At 70.3% G+C, this 24,867-nt stretch carries 19 protein-coding genes and 1 pseudogene; 9 read left to right on the top strand and 11 right to left on the bottom strand.

Annotation, left to right across the window (positions count from 1 at the left end):
- From K8556_RS37645 to K8556_RS37620, 6 genes and pseudogenes are all read right to left on the bottom strand, one after another.
- Positions 1–395: pseudogene (locus K8556_RS37645) on the bottom strand (hypothetical protein); the annotation flags it as partial.
- An 86-nt stretch (positions 396–481) separates the two neighbouring features.
- On the bottom strand, positions 482–1,957 hold the full coding sequence (locus tag K8556_RS37640; RefSeq protein ID WP_223744967.1) for a DUF2252 domain-containing protein: 1,476 nt from the start codon (positions 1,955–1,957) through the stop codon (positions 482–484).
- A 168-nt stretch (positions 1,958–2,125) separates the two neighbouring features.
- A complete protein-coding gene (locus tag K8556_RS37635) occupies positions 2,126–5,641 on the bottom strand; it encodes a hypothetical protein (protein ID WP_223744966.1) in 3,516 nt (1,171 codons plus the stop codon).
- 39 nt (positions 5,642–5,680) lie between these two features.
- A complete protein-coding gene (locus K8556_RS37630) occupies positions 5,681–7,540 on the bottom strand; it encodes a hypothetical protein (RefSeq protein WP_223744965.1) in 1,860 nt (619 codons plus the stop codon).
- 173 nt (positions 7,541–7,713) lie between these two features.
- Complete coding sequence (locus K8556_RS37625) at positions 7,714–8,235, bottom strand: hypothetical protein (protein ID WP_223744964.1); 522 nt, start codon at positions 8,233–8,235, stop codon at positions 7,714–7,716.
- A gap of 34 nt (positions 8,236–8,269) precedes the next feature.
- Positions 8,270–8,668 (bottom strand): hypothetical protein, encoded by a 399-nt coding sequence (locus K8556_RS37620; RefSeq protein WP_223744963.1) that lies wholly within the window; start codon positions 8,666–8,668, stop codon positions 8,270–8,272.
- A 147-nt stretch (positions 8,669–8,815) separates the two neighbouring features.
- Here K8556_RS37620 and K8556_RS37615 point away from each other — a divergent pair, with 147 nt between their 5' ends.
- A complete protein-coding gene (locus K8556_RS37615) occupies positions 8,816–10,729 on the top strand; it encodes a propionate--CoA ligase (RefSeq protein ID WP_223744962.1) in 1,914 nt (637 codons plus the stop codon).
- A 64-nt stretch (positions 10,730–10,793) separates the two neighbouring features.
- Here K8556_RS37615 and K8556_RS37610 read toward each other — a convergent pair whose 3' ends face one another.
- Both K8556_RS37610 and K8556_RS37605 read right to left on the bottom strand, forming a co-directional pair.
- Entirely contained in the window at positions 10,794–12,590 is a 1,797-nt protein-coding gene (locus tag K8556_RS37610) for a M4 family metallopeptidase (protein WP_223744961.1), read from the bottom strand.
- Positions 12,591–12,706: 116 nt separating this feature from the next.
- Positions 12,707–13,348, bottom strand: a complete 642-nt coding sequence (locus K8556_RS37605) for a TetR/AcrR family transcriptional regulator (RefSeq protein WP_223744960.1) — start codon at positions 13,346–13,348, stop codon at positions 12,707–12,709.
- A gap of 149 nt (positions 13,349–13,497) precedes the next feature.
- On the opposite strand from K8556_RS37605, the gene K8556_RS37600 reads away from it, so the two are divergent.
- Positions 13,498–14,133, top strand: a complete 636-nt coding sequence (locus K8556_RS37600) for a hemolysin III family protein (RefSeq protein WP_223744959.1) — start codon at positions 13,498–13,500, stop codon at positions 14,131–14,133.
- A 14-nt stretch (positions 14,134–14,147) separates the two neighbouring features.
- Here the strand turns inward: K8556_RS37600 and K8556_RS37595 are convergent, their stop codons facing one another.
- The gene (locus tag K8556_RS37595) at positions 14,148–14,540 is read right to left on the bottom strand and encodes a helix-turn-helix domain-containing protein (protein WP_223744958.1); all 393 of its coding nucleotides are present in this window, start codon (positions 14,538–14,540) and stop codon (positions 14,148–14,150) included.
- Between the two features lie 87 nt (positions 14,541–14,627).
- On the opposite strand from K8556_RS37595, the gene K8556_RS37590 reads away from it, so the two are divergent.
- The 3 genes from K8556_RS37590 to K8556_RS37580 are packed head-to-tail and all read left to right on the top strand — an operon-like array spanning position 14,628 to position 17,589.
- Positions 14,628–15,647, top strand: coding sequence for a zinc-binding alcohol dehydrogenase family protein (locus tag K8556_RS37590; RefSeq protein WP_223744957.1), 1,020 nt, complete (start codon positions 14,628–14,630; stop codon positions 15,645–15,647).
- Positions 15,648–15,701: 54 nt separating this feature from the next.
- Positions 15,702–16,814, top strand: coding sequence for a histidine kinase (locus K8556_RS39915; RefSeq protein ID WP_223744956.1), 1,113 nt, complete (start codon positions 15,702–15,704; stop codon positions 16,812–16,814).
- Entirely contained in the window at positions 16,807–17,589 is a 783-nt protein-coding gene (locus tag K8556_RS37580) for a LytTR family DNA-binding domain-containing protein (protein WP_223744955.1), read from the top strand. The genes K8556_RS39915 and K8556_RS37580 overlap by 8 nt, the downstream gene beginning before the upstream one ends.
- A 217-nt stretch (positions 17,590–17,806) precedes the next feature.
- Here the strand turns inward: K8556_RS37580 and K8556_RS37575 are convergent, their stop codons facing one another.
- A complete protein-coding gene (locus tag K8556_RS37575; RefSeq protein ID WP_223744954.1) occupies positions 17,807–19,321 on the bottom strand; it encodes a hypothetical protein in 1,515 nt (504 codons plus the stop codon).
- A gap of 205 nt (positions 19,322–19,526) precedes the next feature.
- Here K8556_RS37575 and poxB point away from each other — a divergent pair, with 205 nt between their 5' ends.
- From poxB to K8556_RS37555, 4 genes are all read left to right on the top strand, one after another.
- Entirely contained in the window at positions 19,527–21,263 is a 1,737-nt protein-coding gene (poxB, locus tag K8556_RS37570) for a ubiquinone-dependent pyruvate dehydrogenase (protein ID WP_223744953.1), read from the top strand.
- Positions 21,264–21,389: 126 nt separating this feature from the next.
- Positions 21,390–21,908 carry an RNA polymerase sigma factor gene (locus K8556_RS37565; protein ID WP_223744952.1) on the top strand — a complete coding sequence of 173 codons (519 nt, stop codon included), beginning with the start codon at positions 21,390–21,392 and terminating at the stop codon, positions 21,906–21,908.
- Positions 21,909–21,938: 30 nt separating this feature from the next.
- A complete protein-coding gene (locus K8556_RS37560) occupies positions 21,939–22,454 on the top strand; it encodes a hypothetical protein (protein WP_223744951.1) in 516 nt (171 codons plus the stop codon).
- An 85-nt stretch (positions 22,455–22,539) separates the two neighbouring features.
- A complete protein-coding gene (locus tag K8556_RS37555; RefSeq protein WP_223744950.1) occupies positions 22,540–23,001 on the top strand; it encodes a DoxX family membrane protein in 462 nt (153 codons plus the stop codon).
- A gap of 83 nt (positions 23,002–23,084) precedes the next feature.
- Here K8556_RS37555 and K8556_RS37550 read toward each other — a convergent pair whose 3' ends face one another.
- Positions 23,085–24,458 (bottom strand): FadR/GntR family transcriptional regulator, encoded by a 1,374-nt coding sequence (locus K8556_RS37550; protein ID WP_370640031.1) that lies wholly within the window; start codon positions 24,456–24,458, stop codon positions 23,085–23,087.
- Between the last annotated feature and the right edge of the window lie 409 nt (positions 24,459–24,867).

Below are 24,867 nucleotides of genomic sequence, written 5' to 3'. Positions count from 1 at the left end.
AACGTCCGGTCCTTGCGCGAGAAGGGCAACCCGGTTCCGCCCACCAGGGTCAAGCACTCGTCGCCATCAGGGCAGAGGCGCTCGTACAAGGACTCAGGCGAGCCGGGCGAGCCGGAATCCGCGAGGCCCGCCGAGGAGGCGAGCAGCGCCCTGGAGCGCACCCATCCTCGCGCATCCGCCGCCTCCGTCTCACGGAAGACAACGTCCATGCGCATGTCCAGGATGAGCCGCGTGAGCGCGGTTGCGAATGCGTCCTCGCTCACCTGGATGGGGGCAACCTCCACCGGCTCGTGGACGACCCGGGGTCCGTTCCCGGTATCGATATGGACAACGCGGCGGGTCGCGCACCCCGTCGCGAGCAGCAGTACCAGCGTGACGGCTCCGGCCAGCTTCATGACGCCCTCAAGCTCAGGAAGCCCGGCATCCTGACCCTGGGACGTGACAACTTCAACGGACCGCAGACGGAGGCGCGCGGCCCCGCTCAGTGCGTCAGTGCCTCCAACGCCTTCGCCTGCGCATCGATGAAGTGCCCGTAGTCCGAGTCCACCTGATCCGAATAGGCACAGGCGAACTCGGTGACGGCCTCATCGAAGTGGTCATTGCTGCCCAGGTAGCCCGTGATGAGCGCGGCGTCTCCGGTGCGCGCGTGGGCTCGGGCCAGCGTGGCCCCGCATGCGTCCGCGTAGTCCTGGAACACGGGCGCGTCCATCTTCTCCGCGTCCAGCGCGCCCTTCATGTCGCGCAACTGGCGCACGTAGAAGGCGCCCATGCCCTCCACCTCCGTCCAGCCGAGGAACAGGTCGGAGAAGGCCTGCATGCGCCGCTGGCCCACCACCACGCGCTCGCCCGCGCTGCGGAACTCGCTGGGGCCCAGGTAGGGCTCCAGCACGGAGGCCTTCGCCTCCTTGAGCTGCAACACCAGCGGGTCCTCCCCGCCGTTGCCCTCGCACAGCACGACGTAGGCCTGCAGCCCCACGCTGCCCACGCCCACGACCTTGAAGCCCCACTCCTTGCGCTGGTAGCGCAGGCACAGGTCCCTCACCGCGCCGTCCAGCGACTCCAGGTAGCCCACCGTGAGCCGCTTGATGCGCCGCTCCAGCTCCGCGGGGGACACGTCCATCTTCACCGCGCTGAGCGGGAAGAGCAGGGGCGGCTGGTAGGCCAGGTGCCGCTGGCCGTTGCGCTCCACGGTGAGCTTCTCCACCGCGTGCGCGCTGGTGTGGCGCTTCGCCTTCTCCACCGCCTCCGCGGCGAGCTTCGCGGTGTCGTCGGAGTCCGAGTGCTTCAGCTCCTTCGCGTCCACGTGGAGCGACCAGACCTCCAGCAGGCTCTTCGTGGTCAGCTCGCGCATCGTGAGCCGGTAGGACTCCACGGCCTTGCGCGCGGCCTTCTTCCCGCAGCGCCCGCCCAGGCCGTTCTGCTTCGCGGCCACGACGAAGCTCGCGGCCAGGCGCTTCACGTCCCACTCGAAGGGGCCGGGCAGCGTCTCGTCGAAGTCGTTGAGGTCGAAGATGAGGTTGCGCTCGGGCGTGCCGAAGAGGCCGAAGTTGGCCAGGTGCGCGTCGCCGCAGATTTGACTGCGCAGGCCGCTGTGCGGCGTGTGGGCCAGGTCGCGCGCCATGACGAAGGGCGTGCCTCGCAGGAAGGCGAACGGGGACTCGGACATGCGCTCATGCCGCACGGGCACCAGCCAGGGCAGCCGCGTGGCGTCGGACTCCTGGAGCTGCGCCACCGGGTCGCGTCCCCGGAAGGGCTTCCACCGGGCGTGGCTGCTCCGGGGACAGCGCTTGCGCAGGGCGCGGCCGGCGTCCATGCGCTCCTCCACGGAGCGGAAGTCCACGGCCTGCAGCCGCGAGGGCTTCAGCTTCCGGGGCGTACGCCGCGTGCGCTGCTGCTTCTGGTTGGACACGAGGGGAACCTTCGCGGCTCCCAGCTCCGATGTGCCTTCCGCATCCATGGGGTGTGTGACTCCTCGCCTCCAAGGTGGTGCCGGCCCCTGGAAACCGGAAGCGTCCACGCCCGGAAAGTCCCCGGCCCCCGGGACCGTGAGCGGATGCAGTGTTCACTGGCGTGAGGGGGATGCCGCCCCCCGGCGCTCAGGCCCGGGGGACGGTGGCGTGGTCGCTCACCAGGGCTGGAAGAGCTTCTCCTGGCCGCCCTCGACGTCCTCGTCGTAGATGACGGTCTCCGCCCAGCGGATCATGTCGAGCCCGAAGGCGCCGAACTCCAGCGCGAAGGCGATGAAGAGGATCTCCAGCTTGCCGGGAGACTCCGGGACGAAGCCCCCGAAGCTCTCCACCGTCGTCCCCGTGTTGCGCACCAGGTTGGCGGCGAGCTTCTCCGTGTCCGACTTGAAGCCGTGGTACTCGGGCACCGGCGTCTGTCCCTTCAGGGCCACCATCTCCATCACGTAGCTCACCACGGAGGTGATGAGGCCCGCGATGCCGATGATTCCCAGCAGGCCCGTGTCCACCCGCTCCACGATCTTCGCCAGGGCCTTCGCGTCCTCCTCCTTGGGCGGAGCCAGGGTCAGGAGGGCCACGCAGCCCGCGGTCACGGCCTCCACCAGGGTGAGCCCCCAGAGGCCGCGGTCCACCCCCTGCTGGGCCCTGCTGTCGTCGAAGGGGAAGGTCATGGCCACGCTGACGCAGGTCGTGACGGCCTGGACGCTGGAGAGGATCTTCTGGGCCCTGGGCACGGGCGCCAGCGAGTTCCCGAACACGCAGGCGCTGTAGAGGAGCGAGCAGAACTCCGCCACGCCGCCTCCCACGACGGAGTAGTCATAGGCATGCGGACCCACCGAGCTGGAGTCCGGCTCCGCGTCCAGCTCCAGCACCTTCCGGGCGCTCCACGGCGTGCGCGCCAACTGGAGCTGGGAGGACGCCGGCTGCTCCGGGATGGGGGCCTTCCCCGTCAGCAGCTTGTAGACGATGGTCAGCGGGATGGCCGCCAGCAGGCTGACGGCCCCCAGCATCGTCAACTGCTGCTCGCCGGTGAGCTTCTGGTAGAGCCAGGTGATGACCGGGATGTTGAACGGACGCAGGAGCACGTCCTGGAGCAGCGCCTGGGTCAGGTCCTCCACCACCTCGCAGAGCCCCACCATCAGGTCCCGCATGGCGCCGAGCAGCGCCTTCGCCGCCTCGCCCGCGAGCAGCCGCACGACGGCGTGCAGGCTCAGGGTGCCCTGACTGGCCATCGTCTGGAGGCCCTGGAGCACCGCCTCCAGGCTGTCCTCGACGTCCGACAGGATGTTGCCCACTGTCTGGAGGAAGTCGGTGATGGCCTGCGCCACCGGGTTCACGGGCGTGGTGGGCGTGCTGTCCCCGATGCCGCCGTGCGCGACCTGGTAGGTGGAGAAGGTCGCTCCCGGGCTGGTGGTGGCGCAGGTGAGGGCGGACTGCGCCGTCGGCGTCGCCTCGCTCTGGGTCTGGGCCGCCACCTGCTGCGTGCTCACGTCGTCCATGCCCAGCGCCGTGTCGCAGACGCTGTCCCACTGGGAGATGAGCTGGTCGAAGAACGCCGTGATGGCGGCCTCCTGTCCCTTCATCTTGCCGGCGATCGCCAGGAACACGTCCTGCGTCATCGCCTCCAGCGCGCGCTGGGTGGCCAGGATGTCGTCCCACGCGAACAGGAAGCCCAGGAACGCGATGATATCTTCAATCAGCACCTCCAACTGCTGGAACAGCCAACTGATGAGCTGGAGCGCTTCCTTGAGGGTCCGGATGACGAACGTCACCACCTGCTCGCCAATCTTCACGAAGAACTGGAGCAGCGTCTTCGTGCCGCTGACGATGGGCTGGAGCACGTAGTCATAGACGGCGCCCGCGGCGCTCTTGAGCGCCTGGAGCACGTCGCCCGCCGCCGTCTCGATGGCGTTCGTCACGTTGCCCAGCACCGCGAAGGACGTCTGGGTCCTGGCCATCGCCGTGGGCGCCATGGACGGGGCCGCGGGCGCCGCGGGCTCCACGGGCGCCGACGAGCCGTCCGCCGGCAGGCTGTCCATGTTGTCCATCAACTGCTGGAGCGACGCCTGCACCTGCGCCACCAGGTCCGGGTTCGCGCCGGGGGGCACCACGGGCGTGCCGTCCGGCTTCTTCCACTGGGACAGGTCCTGGTCCTTCAGCTTCGCGGCCAGGTTCGCGCGCAGCTCCGCGCTGGGGTCCGCCGTCACGTCCTGGGCGAGGAACGCCGCGCTGAAGCGGAACACGGGCGTGCCCACGTCGGACACCTTGTTGATGAGCGTCACCGTGCCGCTGGCGTCCGTCTTCACCTCCACCCGGGTGCTGGTGTCCAGGTCCGTCCAGTAGCCGTTCACCATCACGCGGGACCACTCGGAGGCGTTCACCTGCACCGGCTGGCCCACCAGGGCCTGTCCCTGCGCGTCGGTGAAGCGCACCACCGTGGTGTAGCTGGGGAACTCCTGCCCGTTCTCCAGCGTGGGCAGCACCATGTCCGAGTTCTGCCAGGCGGTGGTGTCCGGGTCCTGCCACAGGTACGTGATGAGGCTGTTGTCCGTGGAGGCCACGAACAGCTCCCCCGTGGAGCGCTTCTGGTTGCGGCGCGGGGCCAGCCGGGCCACGTGCTCGCGCTGCTGGAGCGGCGCGGACCAGCCGTCCGTGGCGCCCACCGCGTTGTTCAGGGAGAACAGCCGCTGGCTGCCGTCCACCGCCCACACGCTGACGCGCTGGGAGTCCTGCTGCGCCAGCACGGACGTGACCCCCGACAGCACGCTGGAGGACGCGATGGAGAGCGCGGTGCTCTTCGCGTTCTTCAGGCCCGTGGAGGGGAACCAGGACAGCCCGTCACCGCCCACGTACAGCGCGCTCAGTCCCTGGTTCTGGCGGTCCTCCAGCGCCCACAGGCAGCGCGCCCCGGACGGCGCCGTCACGGACAGCGAATGCGTGGTGTTGGTGGCCGGGTCCAGGAGGCTGGTGAAGGTGAGGCACCGCTTGCCGGTGTTGTCGTCGAACAGCGACCAGGTGCCCCGGTAGGTGATGCCGGTGATGGAGGCGCGCGCCACCACCACGTCGTGCAGCGTCTGCATGTCCTTGGGCGGCGCCCAGTTCACCCACGCGCTGGCCGTGTTGCTCGTGGACGCGTCCACGAAGTAGCGGCCGGTGGTGCCGTTCGTGTTCTTCACCTCCGCCACCAGCAGCGGCGCCTCGCTGGCGCTGACGAAGTCGCCCAGCAACAGCCGCTGCACGGGCATCCCGGCGGGGGCGCCGTTGCGCTGGACCCACGCGCTGTCGAGCGTGCTCCACGGGCCGCCGTCCGGCGTGGGCACGAGGGCGGGGGAGACGAACACGCGGCTGCCGCCCGCGCCGTCGTCCACGGCCACGGCGAGGATGACCTGGCCCGACGGGGCCTGGACCACCGCGTAGCCCTGCACGTCGTGGTTCGCGTCCGGGCTGAGCTCCACCTGACGCCAGCCGGTCGTCACGGTGGTGTCGCGCAACATCACCCACAGCGTCTTGCGCGCGGTGTTCGCGGCGGACGCGCCCACGCTGAACAGCAGCGGCGAGCCGCCGGTGTCCTCCGCGGAGGCCAGGGGGTACGCCGCGTCCACGGAGGTCGCGGCCAGGTAGTTGTACATCAGGCTGGAGGAAACGGTCGCCGAGCCCGTCTGGGGAGTCTGGGACATGGAGGGAGTCCTTGGATGTCTTTGGGATGGAGGGGTGGTTCAGCCGGGGAAGGACACGTCCACCTGGACGGCGCCCTCGGCGTTGAAGACGAACTGGCTGTAGTCATGCGCGGCGCCCGTGGGCAGTACGACGCAATCCTCGACGTCCAGCGACATGGAGGCGTTGTCGCGGAAGGCGGTGGCCAGGTCGCTGGCGAACTGCTGCGCCTGCTTCGTGATGGCGTCCTGCGGCGACGTGGAGGACCAGTTGAACAGCTTGTCCAGCGCGTTGAAGACCCAGCCATCCAGGGTCTTGTCCACGCTCGGGGCCGGGGCCTTGCCCAGCACGATGCTCACGGACGTCACCAGCTTGCCGCCGTCTCCGGCCGCGAGGGTGATGGTGCCCGTCCAGGGCTGCACGTAGGTGGCCCGGCCCAGCACGTCCTTCATGCCCAGGCCGATGAAGTCGAGCGGATACTGGCTGACTTCAATGTTCACCTGGAACTGGCCGCTCAGCGCCACCGTGCAGCGGTCCGTCTGGCTGGTGTTGGGCGACGTGGTGAACGTCACGCCCTCCGTGCCGAGCACGTACTGGTCGAACCCGTTGTTCACCTGGACGAACTCGCCGCGCCCGTCGTTCTTGTGGGAGTTGTCGCGCGTGCCGACGCACTGGTACTTCAGCGCCCCCTGCCGGGTGGTGCTGCCGGGGATGCCGGAGGCCTTCAGGATGGCGGGCAGCACCACCGGCTTGAGGTAGCCCTCGCCCAGCGTGTCCTGGCTGAGGTACAGCCGCGCGCGGGCCTCCGCCGGGGTGCCGTCCGGGTTGGTGGTGGCGGCCAGCGGCGCGGTGAAGCCGAAGCGCGACGCCCACGCCGGCTCCTTCCGGCCCCGGCTCATCATGCAGACGTTGAGCGTGCTGAAGTTCCCATTGGTGCTGTAGCGGGTCGTGCGCTCCTTCGCGAACGTGGGGACGATGCTCGCGGGGCTGCCCGGCGCCTGCGTCGTGTACGCCACGTCCATGTGCCCCACGCCGGCCAGCGTGGCCTGGAGCGCGGCCTGCGCGGCCTGGCTGAGCGCCACGGGCTGGTTGCTCGCGTTCACCACCTGGAGCGACCGGAACAGCGACGGCTGGGTCAGGTCCAGGAAGAGGCGGTAGACGGAGTAGTTGAGCGACTGGAGGCCCTGGATGTGCTGCTTCGCCTCCGACGTGGCGGCCAGCGTGCCCGGGTCCGTTACCTGCGCCTGCGACAGGTCCAGCGACACGATGACCGTCGTCCCGGACAGGGCCTGCGTCTTCGTCGCGCCGGACTCCACGTACTGGAGGGTCGCGGTGGTGAAGGGCAGGTGCACGTCCAGGTGGGTCGTCTGGTCGTCAGGCACCGACACGGTCGGGTCGCCCATGGCCGTCACGGTGAGCTGCGCGCCCCCGCTGGCGGCCTGCGTGAACGAGGACGGGATGAGCTGGTAGTAGCGCAGCGCGTGCAGTTGCTTGTTGATGAGCCCCACGGACAGCGCCCACACCAGGTCCCACTCATGCGGCGCGCGCGGCTTGAAGTCCACCCGGTAGGTGGTCGCGTGGTGGTCTCCGCTGGTGTCCGTCTGGGTGATGACCACCGGCGCCAGGCTGGAGTCCGTGGTGGCGGTATAGGACTCCGGGTGGCTCGGGCCGCTGGAGTAGTTCCAGTAGAAGGAGAGGGGCACCTGCTCGTTCCCCGTCTCCAGCTTGTACGTCACCGTGCCTTCAGGACCTGGAGAGACGGAGTTGTTCTGCTCGACCTTGAAGGTCGTGCTGGAGCCCGCGGCGATGCTGGTCGCGGGCGCGGAGCCGCTGAGCGAACCGTCCTTGTAGTCAACCGTGCCGCGGCTATCGATGGGGCAGCCGGAGTTGTTCTGGATGGTGAGGGAGGTCGAAATCGTCATGGAAGGACCCGGCGGGTGGGGGAGAGGTGTCGTGAAGCACGACCTGCTTCACGGACACGCGCTCTCCTGCTGCAAGGCCAGGACCAGACCGCAACCTCGCGTGATCACACCCACGGCTCGCGCACGCACCTGGATCCGCGTGCTGGCTGGACGCGCCTGCGTCGCGCCGGGCGCTAGCGCTCGTCGCCCATCACCGGCCGCAGTTGCCCGCTGTTGATGGCCAGCGACAGGCGCTGCTCCAGGGCTTCGCGCTCGTCGCGCGTCCCGGCGCGGAGGGCCTGGTGGAAGCGCTGTTGATCCGCCTCCGTCCAGCGGCCCCTCCCGACGGCGTCCGCCAGCACCTGCTGTCCCTGGCGGGAGGACTCCACCTGCTCGGGCGTGGGCGCGAGGCGCGTGTCCTCCCCGGGGTCCTCCAGGCGCGGCGCCGCCACGGGCTCCCGCGCCGCCAGCAAGGCGAGCTGTTCGCGGATGAGCCGCAGCTCCTCGCGGGAGTCCTGTGCCTGCATCACGACGGGGACGGGGGCGGGACGGGACTGCACGAGCCCGCGAAGCTGGCCGAGCTGCGCTTCCAGCTTCGCGTCCAGCAGGTGCTCCACGCGGGACTCCAGCGTGGCGAAGGTCAGCGCCACGCCCCCGGTGATGCCGAGCGCGATGCCCGGGACCTGTGACAACAGTGTCTGGAGGAAGGTCTTCATCGAAGGCTCCGGGGGCGTGACGCAAGTCGCGGGACTACGGCGCCTTCGGCTCCAGGTGCGAACCCTTGAGCACGTCGATGGTCTGACAGACGCCGGCCGCGTCCCAGGCGAAGTAGAGGTAGGCCGAGTCGTTGGCGGACTGGACGCTGCGCACGAGCGCCGGAGCGGAGGAGTAGCAGCTCACGTAGACGCCCGCGCTGTTGTTGGCGAAGCAGCGCACCGACTCACCGGCCGTGACGTCCGAGAAGGTGCGGCAATAGATGTTCTGGGTGGTGTCCGCGCTGTTGCGCGCCGTGCCCATCGCGCCGTACGCCGTGCGGGCCGTCGAGTTGATGCTCACGAAGAACTGCACCTTCGACCCCGCGTACGCCACGGGCACGGCCAACAGCACCAGCGCGACGGACGTCCCCAACGCCTGCGTGAAACGCTTCATGTGTGGGCTCCCCTTCAGTGGAAAAGCTGATGGGGTTACGCCAGCCGCGCTGATTATTCCCAGGCACCTTCCGGGCAGGCGTCCTTCCCACCTCCGCGGGCCCGCCGCTATCGTCGGGGGACATCCCCCTTCTTCAGGAGCGTCCGCATGGGCAGCTATCTGGACTTCTACCGCCGCTCCATCGAAGCGCCGGAGGCGTTCTGGGCGGAGCAGGCCCGGCTCATCGACTGGGAGCGGCCGTTCGACGCCGTGCTCGACGCCTCCCGGCCGCCCTTCGCGCGCTGGTTCGTCGGCGGGCGCACCAACCTGTGCCACAACGCCGTGGACCGGCACCTGGCCACCCGCGCGGACCAGCCGGCGCTCGTCTTCGAGTCCACCGAGACGGACCAGCGCCGCCAGTACACCTACACCCGACTGCACGCGGAGGTGAACCGGACGGCGGCCATGCTGCGCTCGCTGGGCGTGAAGCGCGGGGACCGCGTCATCATCTACATGCCCATGGTGCCGGAGGCCGTCTTCGTGCTGCTCGCCTGCGCGCGGCTGGGGGCCATCCACTCGGTGGTGTTCGGCGGCTTCGCGGCGCACAGCCTGGCCATGCGCATCGACGACGCGAAGCCCGTCCTGCTGGTGACGGCGGACGCGGGCATGCGCGCGGGCCGCGTCGTCCCCTACAAGCCGCTGGTGGACGAGGCCCTCACGCTCGCGAAGCACCCGCCCGCGCGCGTAGTGGTGGTGGACCGGGGGCTCGTCCCCAACAGCCCCGTCACGCCGGGGCGCGACGTGGACTTCGCCACGCTGGGCCGCGAGCACGAAGGGGCGCAGGTTCCGGTGGAGTGGATGGAGTCCTCGGAGCCCAGCTACATCCTCTACACGTCCGGCACCACCGGGAAGCCCAAGGGCGTGCAGCGCGACACGGGCGGCTACGCGGTGGCGCTGGCCGCGTCCATGCGCCATATCTACACGGGCCAGCCCGGCGAGGTGATGTTCACCGCCTCCGACATCGGCTGGGTGGTGGGCCACTCGTACATCGTCTATGGCCCGCTGCTGAATGGCATGACGACGGTGCTCTACGAAGGCCTGCCCATCCGGCCGGACGCCGCCGTCTGGTGGAGGCTCATCGAGCAGTACCGGGTGAGCGTGATGTTCACGTCGCCCACGGCCATCCGCATCCTGAAGAAGCAGGACGCGGCGTTCCTCAAGCGCCACGACACGTCCAGCCTGCGCTACCTGTTCCTCGCGGGAGAGCCGCTGGACGCGCCCACGCACGCGTGGATTTCGGACGCGCTGCCGTCCACGCAGGTGCTGGACAACTACTGGCAGACGGAGACGGGCTGGCCCATCCTCGGGCCCGTCCCCGGGGTGGAGCCGCGCAAGCGCAAGCTGGGCTCACCGGGGGCGGCCATCTACGGCTACCGCGTGAAGCTGGTGGACGGGCTGAGCGGGGAGGAGGTGACGGCGGCGGACCAGAAGGGCGTGCTGGTGATTCAGCCGCCGCTGCCGCCGGGCTGCCTGTCCACGGTGTGGGGTGACGACGCGCGCTTCGTCTCCACGTACTTCTCCAGCTTCGACACGCCCCTCTACAACACCTTCGACTGGGCCACGCGTGACGCGGACGGGGACTACTTCATCCTGGGCCGCACCGACGACGTCATCAACGTGGCGGGCCACCGGCTGGGCACGCGCGAGATTGAAGAGGCCATCAGCGGCCACCCGGCCATCGCGGAGGTCGCGGTGGTGGGCGTGAAGGACGAATTGAAGGGCCAGGTGGTGATGGCCTTCGCCGTGCCCAGGGACCCCGCGCGCCTGCGACGGGAGGAGGACCGGGATGCTCTCTCACGCGAGGTGATGGACACGGTGGGCCGGACGCTGGGCGCCGTGGCCCGCCCCGCGGCGGTGTACGTGGTGGCGAACCTGCCCAAGACGCGCTCCGGAAAGCTGCTCCGCCGGAGCATCCAGGCGGTGGCGGAGGACCGCGAGCCCGGAGACCTCACCACCATCGAGGACCCGGGCGCGCTGGAGGGCATCCAGGCCGCGCTCAAGGCGCGGCCGGTGAAGACTTGAGGCGGAAAAAAGCCCGGCGCGGCCACCCGGGCCGTGGTGGTCGCGCCGGCGGACGACGGAAGGCTTACTGCCCGGAGCTCACCGTGAAGGTGGCGCCGGAGTAGGCGGTGTAGCCGCGGATGAGCACGTAGTACGTGCCGGACTGCGCCGCGTTGATGGTGCAGGACTCGTCGCTGCTGGCGCCCGCGGAGCGGCAGTCGTAGGTGGAGGTCGTGGGCGCGCTGCCGAACTTCACGTAGAGGTCCGCGTCACCCGTGCCGCCGGAGAGCTGGAAGCGCATGGCGGTGGCGCCGGACGGCTTCACGTAGCTCAGGTTCGTGTTGCTGCTGCGGGCGCCGGACACGTTGGTGAGCGTGGCGAGGGTCGTCCAGGACGGCGGCGCGGCCACGCCCACGGCGCTCCAGGCCTCGTTGACGGACGTGACGGCGCTGGAGCCGTACAGGTCCGCGGCCGCCTGCACGGTGGCGCCGCGCGCGTCGGAGAAGGTGCTGCCCGGCGTCAGGTAGACGGTGTTCGCGCGGTAGAAGATGGCCGCGCCCTTCATGATGCTGGCGTAGCTGTTGGCGTCGAGCGCGGGCACCACGTTGCTCGTCTTGCCGCGCGGGTGCGTGCCGCCGTTGACCATCAGGTGGAACGCCAGGTTCGCGATGCCGGAGTTCCAGTGCACGCCGCCGCTGTCGGACGTGCCGGTGTAGCGCGTGGGGTAGTAGTCGTAGTCCCCCGCGATGGCCGGGTCGTTCATGTAGCGCAAGGCGTCGCCCGCGGTGGCCGGCGTCCAGCACTCCTCGCCAATCTTCCAGGTGTTGGCGGTGACGGCGCCGTCCCGGTACGCCTCGATGGAGGCGCCGAAGATGTCGGACATGGCCTCGTTCAGCGCGCCGGACTCGTTGGCGTAGATGAGCTCCGAGGACGTGTCCGTGACGGCGTGGGTCAGCTCGTGGCCCACCACGTCCAGCACCGTGAGCGCGCTGGACTGCGAGCCGTCACCGTCGCCGTAGACCATCTGCGTCCCGTTCCAGAACGCGTTCACGTAGTTCTTGCTGTAGTGGACGCTGGAGGTGAGCGCCGTGCCCAGCCCGTCGTAGCTGTCCCGGCCGAACACGCTGGAGTAGAAGTCGTACGTGAAGCCCGCGTTGTCGTGGGCCTGGTCCAGCACCGCGTCGCCCGAGGCGCCCTGGCCCTCGCTGCGCACCAGCGTGCCGGGCAGCGTGGTGCGGTTCTTCGCCGTGTAGGTCTTCCGGTTGCGGGTCGTCTGGAGGTTGTCGAAAGCCCAGACGGAGTCACCGGTGCGCGCGTCGATGAAGATGTTCGGCATGGAGGGCAGGCCGTCCACGTCCACCGTCTCCAACTGCACGCGCCACGTCAGGCGGGTGTCCTTGCTGTCGGCGAGGATCTGCAGGTCCGCGCGGGGCGCGCCCGTGAGCACGCTGCCCGCGGACTCCTGAGCGGACACGGCGCGCTGGATGGCCTCCTCCGCCCGCAGCCGGGGCGTGGTGTCCACCTTGAGGTTGCGCACCAGCTTGTCCGTCACGCCCGCGATCGCGCCGTTCGCGTCCATGTGCACGATGGCCGCCGCGCCGAAGACGGGCACGCCCTGGAACGTCTGCGAGAGGCGCTCATGCGCCTGGCCGCGCCCGTCCACGTGGAAGCGCCGCGAGCTCAGCTCGCCCGCGCCCTTGAGGAAGCCGGGGCGCTGCGCCTGGAGCTGGCGGAGGCCGTCGCCACGCACGGGCTTCGAGGCCAGCGCGCTGCCCTGCTGCGCCTCCGTCCGGGCAGTCTCTTCAGCGGTGGTGTCGGTGGGACCACAGGCGCTTCCCAGCAGCAGGAAGGACGCGAGCGAGGCGTAGTGACGGATGCGCATGGGGGACTCCGGTTCGCGCGAGGAGCGCTTTCCAGGGGGTGGGCTTTCACCCAGAAAAGAAAATTCCTGGGCAATTCAGGAGACCCGGGAACCCACGAAGCGGCCACCGAGGGGCTTCAGCCCTTGCGCTGCTTCACGGCCTTGTTCACGCCGGGTGCTGCCGGGTCCTTGGGCAGGTGCCTCAGCCCCATCCATCCAAGGGCCGCGACATGGCGGGCCACGTTCTCCGTGGAGAAGGCCTTGCCCTCCGCGGCCCACCAGTGGCCCACCTGGGTCACCATGCCCACCAGCGCGTTGGCGTAGATGGGCGCGACCTTGGACGGGTAGCCCGCGCGCTCGAACTCGCTGCGGAACACGTCGCTCACGCGCTGGGCCAGGTCGTCGATGACGCGCGTCAGGCCGCGCCGCGCCGCCGCCGTGGGCGAGTCCCGCGTGAGCACCGCGAAGCCCGCCGGCTCCTCCTTCACGTAGTCCATGAACGCCAGCACCGCGTCCTCGAAGCGCTGCCGGGGCGTGCCCTGGGCGATGCTCGCGGACACGCGCGTCACCAGGTCCTCCAGCTCGCGGTCCACGATGGCCGCGTACAGCCCCTCCTTCGCGCCGAAGTGCTCGTAGACGATGGGCTTGGACACGCCTGCCTGCTGGGCGACCTCTTCAATCGAGGTCGCCTCGTAGCCCTTCGAGGCGAAGACCGCCCGGCCTATCTCCATCAACTGGACCCGGCGCTCCGCACCCGTGAGCCGCTGTTTCTTCTTCAAGTTGACCTCGAACCTACCCGTCAGTAACTTACCGAATCGAAACCTACCGTATCGTAGGTTGAATCGGGAGCCGGCACCGTCATGAAATGCTTCGCTGCGAGAGGTGTCGAGTTCACTGTGGTGCGCGGATGAGCGCGGCGGTGTCTGGCATGGAGAAGCCGAAGCTGCGGGGGGTGTTGCACCAGTGGGCGGCGGCGTTCGCGGTGGGGGCGGGCGTGGTGCTGGTGGCGATGGCGCCCACGCCGCGCACGGCGGTGGCGTCCGCGCTGTACGCGCTGAGCCTGGTGGGGCTGTTCACCATCAGCGCGACGTACCACCGGGTGAACTGGTCGCCGCGGGCCCGCGCGTGGATGCGCCGGGCGGACCACGCGGCCATCTTCCTGCTCATCGCGGGGACGTACACGCCGGTCATCCTGCTGGGGCTGCCGCCCGAGGTGGGCAACCCGCTGATGGCGTGGCTCTACGCGGGGGCGCTGCTGGGCATCCTCCAGTCGCTGTTCTGGGTGGGCGCGCCCAAGTGGGTGACGGCGGCGCTGGCCATCGGGGTGGGGTGGACGATGATGCCGTACTTCGGCGACGTCTTCCGCGCGGTGGGCGTGGGCCCGAGCCTGCTCATCATCGCCGGAGGGCTGGCGTACACGCTGGGCGCGCTCGCGTATGCCTTCAAGCGGCCCAACCCCCGGCCCGGCGTCTTCGGCTACCACGAGGTGTTCCACGCGATGACGCTGGTGGGCGCGGCGCTGCACTTCGCGGTCGTGCTGCGCATGGTGCGCGCGGCGGGGTAGGGCGCGGGCGGCGCTCAGCGCCCCGCGACGGCGAGCCGCCGCTTCGGGGCCGCCCGCTCCGGAGCCGGCTTCGGAGCCTTGCGGCCCAGGTACGTCTCTCCCCAGGACTTGAGCGCGGCAATCACGCCGCGCAGCGTCTGGCCCTGGGGCGTGAGGCTGTATTCCACGCGTGGAGGCACCTGCGCGTACACCTGCCGGTGCACGAGCCCGCTCTCCTCCAGCTCACGCAGGTGCTGCGTCAGCATCCGCTGCGTGACGTCCGGGATGCGCTTGCGCAGCTCCCCGAAGCGCAGCGTGCCTTCGAGCAGGTGGTAGAGGATGAGCCCCTTCCACTTGCCCCCAATCACATCCAGCGTCGCGGACACCGGGCATCCCGCGGAGCAGTCATAGGATTTGTGCCGGGCCATGGTTCCCTTTTCGTACGTATGGGCGGAAATCCTGCGTACTTGTCGGTTCCAACCTTCGGGACGATGTTGCACGCAAAGGAGCCCCCAATGCGAGCCGTTGCCCTCACGAAGTACCTCCCCAGTGACCATCCCGAAGCCTTCGCCGACGTGGAGCTGCCCGACCCCACGCCTGGTCCCGGCGACTTGTTGGTGCGCGTGCACGCCGTGTCCGTGAACCCCGTGGACGTGAAGGTGCGTGCGCCCAAGGACAAGGTGGAACCCTCGCCGCGCGTGCTCGGCTGGGACGCGGCCGGCGTGGTGGAGGCCGTGGGGAAGGACGTGAAGCGCTTCCGCCCCGGCGACGAGGTGTTCTACGCGGGCTCCATCGCGAAGCCCGGGACGGATTCCGAGCTGCACGTGGTGGACGCGCGCATCGTCGGACGCAAGCCGAGGGGACTGACCTTCGCCCAGGCGGCCGCGATGCCGCTCACCTCCATCACCGCGTGGGAGCTGCTGTTCGAGCGCCTGGGGGTGCCCCAGCACAAGACGGGCACCCGGAAGGACGCGCTGCTAGTGGTGGGCGGCGCGGGGGGCGTGGGCTCCATGGCCATCCAACTCGCCACCCGGCTGACGGACCTCACGGTCATCGCCACGGCCTCGCGGCCGGAGACGGTGGAGTGGTGCAAATCCCTGGGCGCGCACCACGTGGTGGACCACCGTCAGCCCCTGGCCGAGCAGGTGAAGGCGCTGGTGCCGGGCGGCGTGCGCTACGTGATGGCGCTCACCGCGACGGAGCAGCACTTCCCGCAGTTGGTGGAGCTGATGGCGCCCTTCGGCCACATGGGCATCATCGACGACCCGCAGACGCCGCTCGACGTGACCGCGATGAAGCGCAAGAGCCTGGCGCTGCACTGGGAGTTGATGTTCACCCGCGCCCTCTACGACGCGGATCCGCTCTCCCAGCAGCGGCTGCTCGACGCGGTGGCGGACCTGGTGGAGGGCGGCACGCTGCGGACCACCATGACGCAGGACTTCGGGCCGCTCACCGCCGCCAACCTCCGGCGAGCGCACGCCGCGGTGGAGACGGGCCGCACGGTGGGGAAGATTGTTCTGAGCGGCTTCCCCTGAGCCCTCGCGGAGCCGGTGAAGTCCGTGGCGCCCGCCGGTAGACTCGCGGGCCTCGTGGAAGACACCTCTGGAAGCGAGTGGCGCGCGTGGGCGAGGCGGGCCGCCGCGTGGTCCGTGCCCGCGCTCTTCTCCGCGCTGGAGACGTACACGTTCAGCCGGGACATGGCCGGTGCGCCCGCGCCGTGGCGGGTGTTCGCGGCGCAGATGCCCGCCTGGTACGTGTGGCTGCCCCTTACGCCGTGGCTCACCCGGCTCGCCGCGCGCGAGCCCCTGAGCCCGCCGAGGCCGCGCTCCGTCCTCGTGCACCTGGCGGCGTGTCTGGGTATGGGGGCGTTGTTCGCCGCCGTATACGCGGCGACGACGGCGGGGTTCATGCCGGGGCGGGACGCCACCTGGGCCTCGCGCTGGCTGCGTGCCTGGTGGGGCTGGCTGCCGATGATGGGCATGGCCTACGCGACGGTGCTGGCGGTGGCCTCCGCCACGCGGGCCTCCCAGCGGGCGAGGGACAGCGAGCGTCAGGCCGCGGCGCTCGCGGTGCAACTGGCCGAATCCCGGCTGCTCGCGCTCCAGACGCAATTGCAGCCGCACTTCCTCTTCAACACGCTCAACGCCATCGTGGTGCTGGTGCGCGAGAAGGAGACGGAGGAGGCCGCGCGCATGCTGGTGCTGTTGAGCGACCTGCTGAGGCAGTTGCTCCAGCAGGGGGCCACCCAGGAGGTGTCCCTGCGCGACGAGGTGGCCGTGTTGTCTCGCTACCTGGAGCTCCAGCAGTTGCGCTTCGCGGACCGGCTGCGGGTGGAGTGGGCGGTGGAGCCGGAAGCGCTGGAGGCCCGGGTGCCCCACCTGGTGCTCCAGCCGCTCGCGGAGAACGCGCTCCGCCACGGCATCGGCGTGCGCTCTGCGTCCGGAGTGCTGCGCATCGGCGCGCGGCGGTGCGGAGACGCGCTGGAGCTGACCGTGCAAGACGACGGTCCCGGGCTGCCCCGGGACTTCGACCTGGAAGCGGCAAGGGGCATCGGCCTGTCGAACACGCGGGCGCGCCTGTCGCAGCTCTACGGTGAAGCGGGGCGGCTGGGAATCGCCAACGCGGAAGGACATGGCACCGTGGCCACGGTCCTGCTGCCATGGCGCTCCACGCCGGGCGTCGCGGGAGTGGCGCATGGCTGAGCTGCGCGTGCTGTTGGTGGACGATGAGCCGCTGGCCCGGAAGGGTCTGCGGCAGGCCCTGGCGCGCCATCCGGACGCGGTGGTGTGCGGCGAGTGCCGTGACGGCCGCGAGGCAGTGGAGGCCATCCGCGTCCAGCGCCCCCAGTTGGTGTTGCTGGACGTGCAGATGCCGGAGTTGGACGGCTTTGGCGTACTGCGCGAGGTGGGCGTGGAGCAGATGCCCGCCGTCATCTTCATCACCGCGTTCGACACCTTCGCCGTGAAGGCCTTCGACGTGCACGCGGTGGACTATCTGGTGAAGCCCTTCGATGACGCGCGCTTCGACGAGGCGCTCGCCAGGGCCCGGCAGCGGCTGCGCACCGGCGAGGCCGCCGAACTGGGCCGACGGCTCGCGGACCTGCTGGCGGACGCAGGCCCGGCACCCAGACCCGCCGAGCCTCCCGCGGACCGGCTGCTGGTCCGCGTGGGGCTGCGCTCCGTGCTCGTCCCTGTCGCGGACATCGAGTGGGTGGAGGCGGACGACTACTGCGTCACGCTGCACGCGGCCGGCAAGGCCCACGTGCTGCGCGAGAGCCTGGCGGCGCTGGAAGCGCGGCTGGACCCCGAGCGCTTCGTGCGCATCCACCGCTCCGCCATCGTCAACGTGGCATGCATTCAAGAAGTGCACCGGCCCTCGCCCACGGAGCAGGTGGTGGTGCTGCGAAGCGGCATGCGCCTGCGCGTGAGCCGAAGCCGCCGCGAGCACCTGGAGCGGCGGCTGGGCCGGGCACGCTGACGTCCCCAATCCACCCATGCCAGCCACCGCCCGCCTGGCACGGACCTCCAAAACCTGTCCGACAGTCGGACAGGTTCCAACCGTCCGGGGCGAGCAGCCCTCCTGCCGGCGCGGGCTCTCGAAACCTGTCCGACAGTCGGACAGGTTTTGGCCGTGCGCCGCCGGCGGGGCGGCCTGGCTGGGTTCTCACCTTCTCATCCGTGGCCCTGGCGGCGCATCAGGGCTCGCGGACCTTGTCCACCGCGGTGTTGAGCGCGCTCCAGTCCGTGGGCTTCAGGTGCATGCCGAACACCTGGGCCACCGGGAGCTTCTCTCGCGCGGCCACCTCCACCGTTTCGTCCACCTGCTGCACGTTGAAGAACGTGCCGTCCGGCTGGGGCTGCGCCAAGTCGGACGTGTAGAGCAGCCGGCGCTCCGGCAGCCACGCGAACAGCATCCGCTCCCCCGTCTCCGTACGCACGGGAACGAGCTCCAGCCGGTTCTTCCCGCCGCCCAGCACGCGCCGCCCGTCCACGACCTGGAGCTTCGCGGCGCGCGGCTTCCGGGCCAGCGCATCCGGCACGAGCGTGCGCGGCGCCGCCACCAGCCGCTCCACCAGCGCGCGGTTCAAATCCAGCACGTACACCGGGATGCCCCGGGCCACGTACTCGCGCAGTCCGCCGATGTGCGGCCAGGCGTCGCTGGTGGACACCACGGCCTTCACCTTCATGCCGGGGAAGCGCTTCGCGGCCTCGTCCATCACCCGCGCGGAATAGCCGGACGCGAGCGGGCCCTCCACCACCACCACGCCGTCGTCCTGCGCCACCAGGGCCACGTTCCACGCTCCCGGTAGCTGAACCACTCCGGGGGCCACCTCCACGGGCGGCGCTTCGGGGCGGACCACGGGGGTTTCGTCCAGCTTCCTCGCGCGGCGGGCCTCGAAGCCCTGCTTCACGTCGTCTGGCACGGCGAAGTCCGCGTCCTCGAGCGGCGGATCCACCGTCACCGCCGTCACCGTGACGGAGTGGTAGGGCTGGCCGTTGCGCGCCCACTCCCAGTGGCGCGGGTAGCGCAGCCCGCCCGCCTCCAGCGTCCAGGCCTGGAAGGACAACACGGTGCGCACGTCGCCCCAGACGCTCCAGAAGGGATCCTCCGGATGCGCGTCCACCGTCTCCACGGCCGTGGGCAGGCCCGTGCGGGCGTTGAGGAACAGGCGCACGCTCGCGCGGTCCAGGTGGAAGGCGACGACGTGGTGGGGCACCTCCTGCAACACGGTGTCCGCCTGGGCTCGCAGGTCCCTGGCGTCCAGGGCCGCGAGCAGCACGTGCTCGGGCGCGAAGGCCCGCCGCTCTTGCAGGTCCTGGAGCTGCGCGGCGCCCAGGGGCCTCCACTTCCCCTGGAAGTCCGCCGCCGCCACGCCGTCCGCGAGCAACATCGTCACGCCCTTCCACTCGTCCAGCACCGCCCCCCGGCTCTCGGACTTCTGGCGCAGACGGCCCCGGCGCAGGTCGCGCACCTCCTCGAACTGCTCGTACACGACGAGGAAGGGCGGCGTGGGGCGCTCGGACTGCTCCAGCAGGTTCCAGTGGCCCACGCCTCGAAGGCGCAGGCCCTTGAGCGCGCGGAGCCGGGCCTCTCCGCCCATGGCCTCGGCGGCGGCGCGGACTCGGGCGCGGCCGGGGTCCTCGGCGGCCGGGGCGGACAGGGTGAGCAGCAGCACTGCGACGGCGGACCACGGCAGGGGGCTTCGCATGACGACACGATGTCGCGGCCGGAACCTGCCTCCAGGGGCCATGCCGCCAATGACCCGAAGGGCGCGGCGAACGGTGCTCGGGGCGCGGCGAATGGCACGGCCCCGTTGGCCTGTCCTCACCCGGCAGGCGGCCTTGCGTGGGGCCCGGCCGCACGGCCGGTCGCAGGCCAGCGGGACGGTGCACATCTTCGCCCCGGGGTGGACCATGAAGAAGACGGTGGCGGACCAGTTCGTGGAGGTCCTCGCGCTCGCGGGGGTGAAGCGCATCTATGGCGTGGTGGGTGACAGCCTGAACGCCCTGACGGAGGCGCTGCGCCAGCGGGGTGACATCGAATGGGTGCCCATGCGCAACGAGGAGGCCGCCGCCTTCGCCGCGGGCGCGGAGGCGCACCTCACCGGGAAGCTCGCCGTGTGCGCGGGGAGCTGCGGCCCCGGCAACCTGCACCTCATCAACGGCCTGTACGACTGCCACCGCAGCCGGGTGCCGGTGCTGGCCATCGCCGCGCAGATTCCCTCCGTGGAGCTGGGCACCGGCTACTTCCAGGAGACCCACCCGGAGTCGCTCTTCAAGGAGTGCAGCCACTACTGCGAGCTGGTCTCCGGCCCCAATCAGATGCAGCGCACGGCGGAGATCGCCGTCCGTAACGCGGTGGGCAAGGGCGGCGTGGCCGTGGTGGTGCTCCCCGGCGACATCGCCATGCAGAAGGCGGAGGACGCGCGCGCCCCTACGCCAGAGTCGCTGCGCCCGTCGCCGTCCCTGCTGATGCCGCCTTCCGCGCAGGTGGAGGAGGTGGCCGCGCTGCTCAACCGCGGCGGGCGCGTGACGCTGCTGTGCGGCGCGGGCTGCGAGGGCGCGGGTGCTCAGGTGGTGGAGCTGGCGAAGCGGCTCCAGGCGCCCGTCGTCTCCGCGCTCCGGGGCAAGGAGTTCCTGGAGAAGGACAACCCCCACTTCGTGGGGCTCACGGGGCTCATTGGCTACGCGTCCGGGTACTGGGCGATGATCGACTGCGACGTGCTCCTGATGCTGGGCACGGACTTCCCCTACCGGCAGTTCTACCCGGACAGCGCCGATACGCGGATCATCCAGGTGGACGTGCGCGCGGAGAACATCGGCAAGCGCACGCGGGTGGACCTGGGCGTGGTGGGCAGCGTGTCCGCCACCGTCCAGGCGCTCCTGCCCCGCATCGAGGCGAAGCGCGACACGAAGCACCTGGACCGCGCGCTCTCGCACTACCACAAGACGCGCGAGGAACTGGACGCGCTGGGGCAGGGCACGGTGGGCAAGAAGCCCATCCGCCCGCCGCAGGTGGCCCGCGCGTTCGACCTCCAGGCTGCGGACGACGCCATCTTCACCTGTGACGTGGGCCTGCCCACGGTGTGGGCCGCGCGCTACGCGACCATGAAGGGCGGCCGGCGGCTGGTGGGCTCCTTCAACCACGGCTCCATGGCGAGCGCCCTGGCGCAGGCCATTGGCGCGCAGAAGGCCTTCCCGGACCGGCAGGTCATCTCCTTCTCCGGTGACGGCGGCTTCACGATGTTGATGGGGGACTTCATCGGGCTGGTGCAGTTGGGGCTGCCCATCAAGGTCGTGGTGTTCAACAACAGCTCCCTGGGCTTCGTGGCCATGGAGCAGCAGGTGGGCGGCATGCTCGACGTGGGCACGGCGCTCCAGAACCCGAACTTCGCCGCGCTGGCGGAGGCCGTGGGCGTCAAGGGCCTGCGCGTGGAGGACCCCGGGCAGGTGGATGAAGCCGTCCAACTGGCGCTCGCGACGCCGGGCCCCGTGCTGGTGGACGCGGTGGTCAGCAAGGCGGAGCTGGTGATGCCGCCCCGCATCACCGCGTCCATGGCCGCGGGCTTCACCCTGTTCGGCATCAAGGCCCTGCTCAACGGCCGCACCAACGAGGTGCTGGAGCTGGCGCGCACCAACCTCTGGCGCTGAAACCCCTGGCATTTCCAGCGGTTGGGCGGGGCCGGAGAAAAATCAGCAGGGCCGCGAATCCATCCGGCCCGTGGCCGCCTCTTAGTGCGCGGATGGGGATTTTCCCCGTCGCACGAGGCAGGCTCCATGGGCTCGACTTCCACTCCCGACGCGCTGTTGCTCGCGGCCCACGCCGGTGACCGCGACGCGATGGTGCACCTGCTCCAACTCCAGCAGCCCTACCTCCGGCGCTACGCGCAGAAGCGCTGCCTCATCAGCGACGTGGACGACGCGGTCCAGGAGGCCCTGCTGGTGATGTCCCGCCACCTGTCCGCCGTGCGCAAGCTGGCGTCGTTCTCCGGGTGGATGTTCCGCATCGTCCAGCGCGAGTGCCGCCGCCTGGCCCGCACGGTGCTGAGGAACGACCCCTACGAGGAAGCGCTCGTGGACCAGTGGATGGCCGCGCACACGCCGGACTCGCTGCGGCTGGACATGGCGTCCGCGCTGGAGTCGCTCCCGCCGCGCTACCTGGAGGTCGTCATGCTGCGCGACTTCGAGGCGCTCACCATTCGCGAGATGGCCGAGCGCCTGTCGCTGGACCCGGCGGCGGTGAAGAGCCGCCTGCACCGCGCCCGCGTGATGATCCGCGAATACCTGCTGGCCTGAAGCCCAAGCCCTCGCATCTGGAGTCCTGTCATGGCGAACCCCCTGTCCACCCTGGGCATCCTCCACACGCTCGTGAGCGTGCCCCCCATCGTCCTCGGTGTCCGGGCCTTCGCGCGCGACGGGCGCATCGACCCGGGGACGCGCGTCGGCAAGGCGTACGTCGCCAGCATGGTGACGTCGGTGGTGACGTCCTTCGGCCTGTCGAGCACGGGCGGCTTCAACCCGGGCCACGCGCTGGGGCTCGTGGCGCTGCTGCTCATGGCGGTGGGCGCGGCGGCGCCAGGCCTGGGCGTGTTCGGCCGCGCCACGGAGTACGTGCGGACCCTCACGTACTCCGCCAGCTTCATGGTGCTGCTGGTGCCGGGCCTCAACGAGACGCTGACCCGGCTGCCCGCGGACAGGCCCCTGGCCGACAGCCCGCAGTCTCCGGTGGTGCAGGCCGCCCTGGCGACGCTGCTGGGCCTGTTCCTCTGCGGCGCCACGTACCAGGTGCTGCGGCTGCGCGCCCGGACGTACGGCCATGTAGGCGGGCTGCCGCGACGCTAGCCGCGCGAGAGACATGTCGATTCAGGGGGCCCTGATTCGACGTGGAGTAGAAGGCCCGCGATTTCCCATCTGAACGGAGCACGCCATGGACGCCACCCTTTCCTCCTCCTCCCCTGCGGTGGAGGCCACCCCGAAGAAGAAGTCATTCGCCCGATTCATGCCGACGGCGGCCCGCGTGTTCATGGGGCTGGTGTTCTTCGTCTTCGGGTTGAACGGGTTCCTGGAGTTCATTCCCATGCCCAAGGACCTGGACCCGGCGGATCCGGCGGTGGCCTTCGGCATCGCGATGAAGGCGACGGGCTTCCTGTTCGCGCTGGTGAAGGGCACGGAGACGGTGGTGGGCCTGCTGCTGCTGACCAACCGCTTCGTCCCGCTGGCGCTGGCGCTCATCGCGCCGGTCATCGTGAACATCTTCCTGACGCACGCCTTCCTCGCGCCGTCGGGCCTGGGCCTGGCGGTGGTGCTCCTGGCGGCGGAGATCTTCCTGGCCTGGTCCTACCGGGCGGTGTACCGCCCGATGCTGGCCATGCGGGTGACGCCTTCCTGAGCAGGCCGCCGAAGTTCGAAGGCCTCCGCAGTGGAAGCAGGAATAGGGCGGATGCGCCCGACGTCCACCGCGCAGGGGCTCCGTCAGGAAGGGGCGCGCGGAGCTTCAAGGGAGACAGCGGAAGCAAAGGGCTGCTGCTCATGAAGCAGGGTGTCCAGGGAGTGGGCAAGGAAGCGCCAGAAGCGCGCAGCCCACAGGCCAAGTCGGCCCAGGGTGCCGTGATGCAGGCCGCTCCCGTTGCGCACCGCTCCGCTTGTTTGCCCGAGGTCTCCGGTGGAGGGCGGCTCGGCCTGGAGGCCCTCCTTCGGAGATGAGACGCCCCAACCTGTCCGGCGGTCGGACAGGGTGCCCAAGACCGGGCCCTTCACCTCCCTGACGCGGTCTTCCTGCAGTTCGCTGGAATCGAGCCCGGTGGGCGCTGGAAACAGCGCCCCGCTGTCCGACTTCATGGGGAGGGCCTTCGCATGGGAGCGGAGCGCAACCCCGGGCTCCTCAAGGGCCTCGGAGGCGGGTGCAAGGAAGCCGTGCCCTGACTCCGCCACGAGGGGGCGTCCCTCAAGCGCCGCGTCCTGCCTCGTGGTTGGCGCAAGGTGGCCGAGGCCCGGCCCCGCGACGTCAGGGGGCGTCTCCTGCACGGTGGCTGTCGCGAGGCGGCCAGGGGCGTGCTCCTCGTCACAAGAGCCTGACGCCAGCCCCTCGGCTTGCGAGGCTGCGGACGCAACATGCGCGGTGGCGTCGAGGAGGCACTCCTGGGCGCGATGCGATTCGAGGACGGCAGGGGTGAATTGCGCGAGCACGCGCTCATCGCACGCTTTCATCATCGACGGCAGCGCGTTCTGAATCGTCAGGGCGTCACGCTCCCCCAGGGCTTCCATCGCGCACCGGGCCCACTCTCGCAGCGACTCTCCGCCCATGAGGGGCAGCAGCATGGCCGCGCCTCCCAGAAAGGCCCGCTGCAGCGACTGGACGAGGAGCACATACCCGGGACGCTCCGCCACCCGGGCCGCGAGCCGCAGCAACTCGAACTCCACCTGCGCGCACCAGACCCCTGACTCCCAGCGTGCCGCGTCCTGCAACCTGAAGCAGGTGTCCATCAGCCGATTCATGGCCACCGCGGAAGCCTTCGCGCAGCAGTCGACCAGCAGCTCCACCAGCACCTGTCGCTTGAGGCTGAAGGAACCCTCCAGGAACCACCGGGCCTCCGGGGAGCGCGCGTCATGCAGCACCAGGCCCAGGTTCTCCAGCGTCAGCGACTCGTCCAGCGCCACCGCGCGTGTCTTGCGCCCGGGGCGTTGCACCACCAGGCCCCGTGCCGCCAGCCGCCGCAGTGCTTCGCGAATGGTGCCCCGGCAGGTCTCATAGCGCCGCGCCAGCTTCGCTTCCGAGCCGAACCGCCCGCTCGGGTGCAACCGCCCCAGCGCGATATCGCGCTCAATCTGAGCCTCCACGTACGCCACGAGCCCGCCCCGTCCCATCCCCATCCCCCTTCTCGTCCAGCGTCGCCATCCCACCACAGGGGTCTGACATGGACGTGTCGTCCCGCCGCACGCGGTGTCTGCCGCGAAGGGCCGCTCCCCGGCTTCGGGGGGCGCAAACCTGTCGGACAGTCGGACACGTTCGCGGGCTCAGGCCGCATGCGGCGCAAGGCTGTCCGACAGTCGGACAGGTTTCCAGAAAGCGCGCCCGGCGGGCGGCCTCTCCCGGTGGCTCGATGTCCCTTGTCAATTTGAGCGTGGCGCGGCCCCGTTCGATGAACGGACGGACTCGCGGGCCGGGCCTCTTGTGGCGCGAACCTGTCCGACTGGAGGTCTGCGCGGAATAGCGAGGCCAGTTGGCCGGCTGCCAAGCGACAAGGGGGACAGGAGC

Origin of the sequence: Corallococcus sp. AS-1-12, assembly GCF_020036995.1 — a bacterium.
In the GTDB taxonomy this organism is placed as follows: domain Bacteria; phylum Myxococcota; class Myxococcia; order Myxococcales; family Myxococcaceae; genus Corallococcus.
The sequence above is the reverse complement of the archived record's forward strand: the minus strand, read 5'-3'. Positions and strand labels throughout refer to the sequence as shown.

Bases quoted from the DNA above. Each gene is read 5' to 3' on its own strand.
- K8556_RS37640 (WP_223744967.1), bottom strand. From the start codon at position 1,957: ATGGATGCGGAAGGCACATCGGAGCTGGGAGCCGCGAAGGTTCCCCTC.
- K8556_RS37615 (WP_223744962.1), top strand. From the start codon at position 8,816: ATGGGCAGCTATCTGGACTTCTACCGCCGCTCCATCGAAGCGCCGGAG.
- K8556_RS37580 (WP_223744955.1), top strand. From the start codon at position 16,807: ATGGCTGAGCTGCGCGTGCTGTTGGTGGACGATGAGCCGCTGGCCCGG.
- K8556_RS37555 (WP_223744950.1), top strand. From the start codon at position 22,540: ATGGACGCCACCCTTTCCTCCTCCTCCCCTGCGGTGGAGGCCACCCCG.
- K8556_RS37600 (WP_223744959.1), top strand. From the start codon at position 13,498: ATGGAGAAGCCGAAGCTGCGGGGGGTGTTGCACCAGTGGGCGGCGGCG.
- K8556_RS37625 (WP_223744964.1), bottom strand. From the start codon at position 8,235: ATGAAGACCTTCCTCCAGACACTGTTGTCACAGGTCCCGGGCATCGCG.
- K8556_RS37560 (WP_223744951.1), top strand. From the start codon at position 21,939: ATGGCGAACCCCCTGTCCACCCTGGGCATCCTCCACACGCTCGTGAGC.
- K8556_RS37595 (WP_223744958.1), bottom strand. From the start codon at position 14,540: ATGGCCCGGCACAAATCCTATGACTGCTCCGCGGGATGCCCGGTGTCC.
- K8556_RS37565 (WP_223744952.1), top strand. From the start codon at position 21,390: ATGGGCTCGACTTCCACTCCCGACGCGCTGTTGCTCGCGGCCCACGCC.
- K8556_RS37575 (WP_223744954.1), bottom strand. From the start codon at position 19,321: ATGCGAAGCCCCCTGCCGTGGTCCGCCGTCGCAGTGCTGCTGCTCACC.
- K8556_RS37635 (WP_223744966.1), bottom strand. From the start codon at position 5,641: ATGTCCCAGACTCCCCAGACGGGCTCGGCGACCGTTTCCTCCAGCCTG.
- poxB (WP_223744953.1), top strand. From the start codon at position 19,527: ATGAAGAAGACGGTGGCGGACCAGTTCGTGGAGGTCCTCGCGCTCGCG.
- K8556_RS37620 (WP_223744963.1), bottom strand. From the start codon at position 8,668: ATGAAGCGTTTCACGCAGGCGTTGGGGACGTCCGTCGCGCTGGTGCTG.
- K8556_RS37630 (WP_223744965.1), bottom strand. From the start codon at position 7,540: ATGACGATTTCGACCTCCCTCACCATCCAGAACAACTCCGGCTGCCCC.
- K8556_RS37610 (WP_223744961.1), bottom strand. From the start codon at position 12,590: ATGCGCATCCGTCACTACGCCTCGCTCGCGTCCTTCCTGCTGCTGGGA.
- K8556_RS37590 (WP_223744957.1), top strand. From the start codon at position 14,628: ATGCGAGCCGTTGCCCTCACGAAGTACCTCCCCAGTGACCATCCCGAA.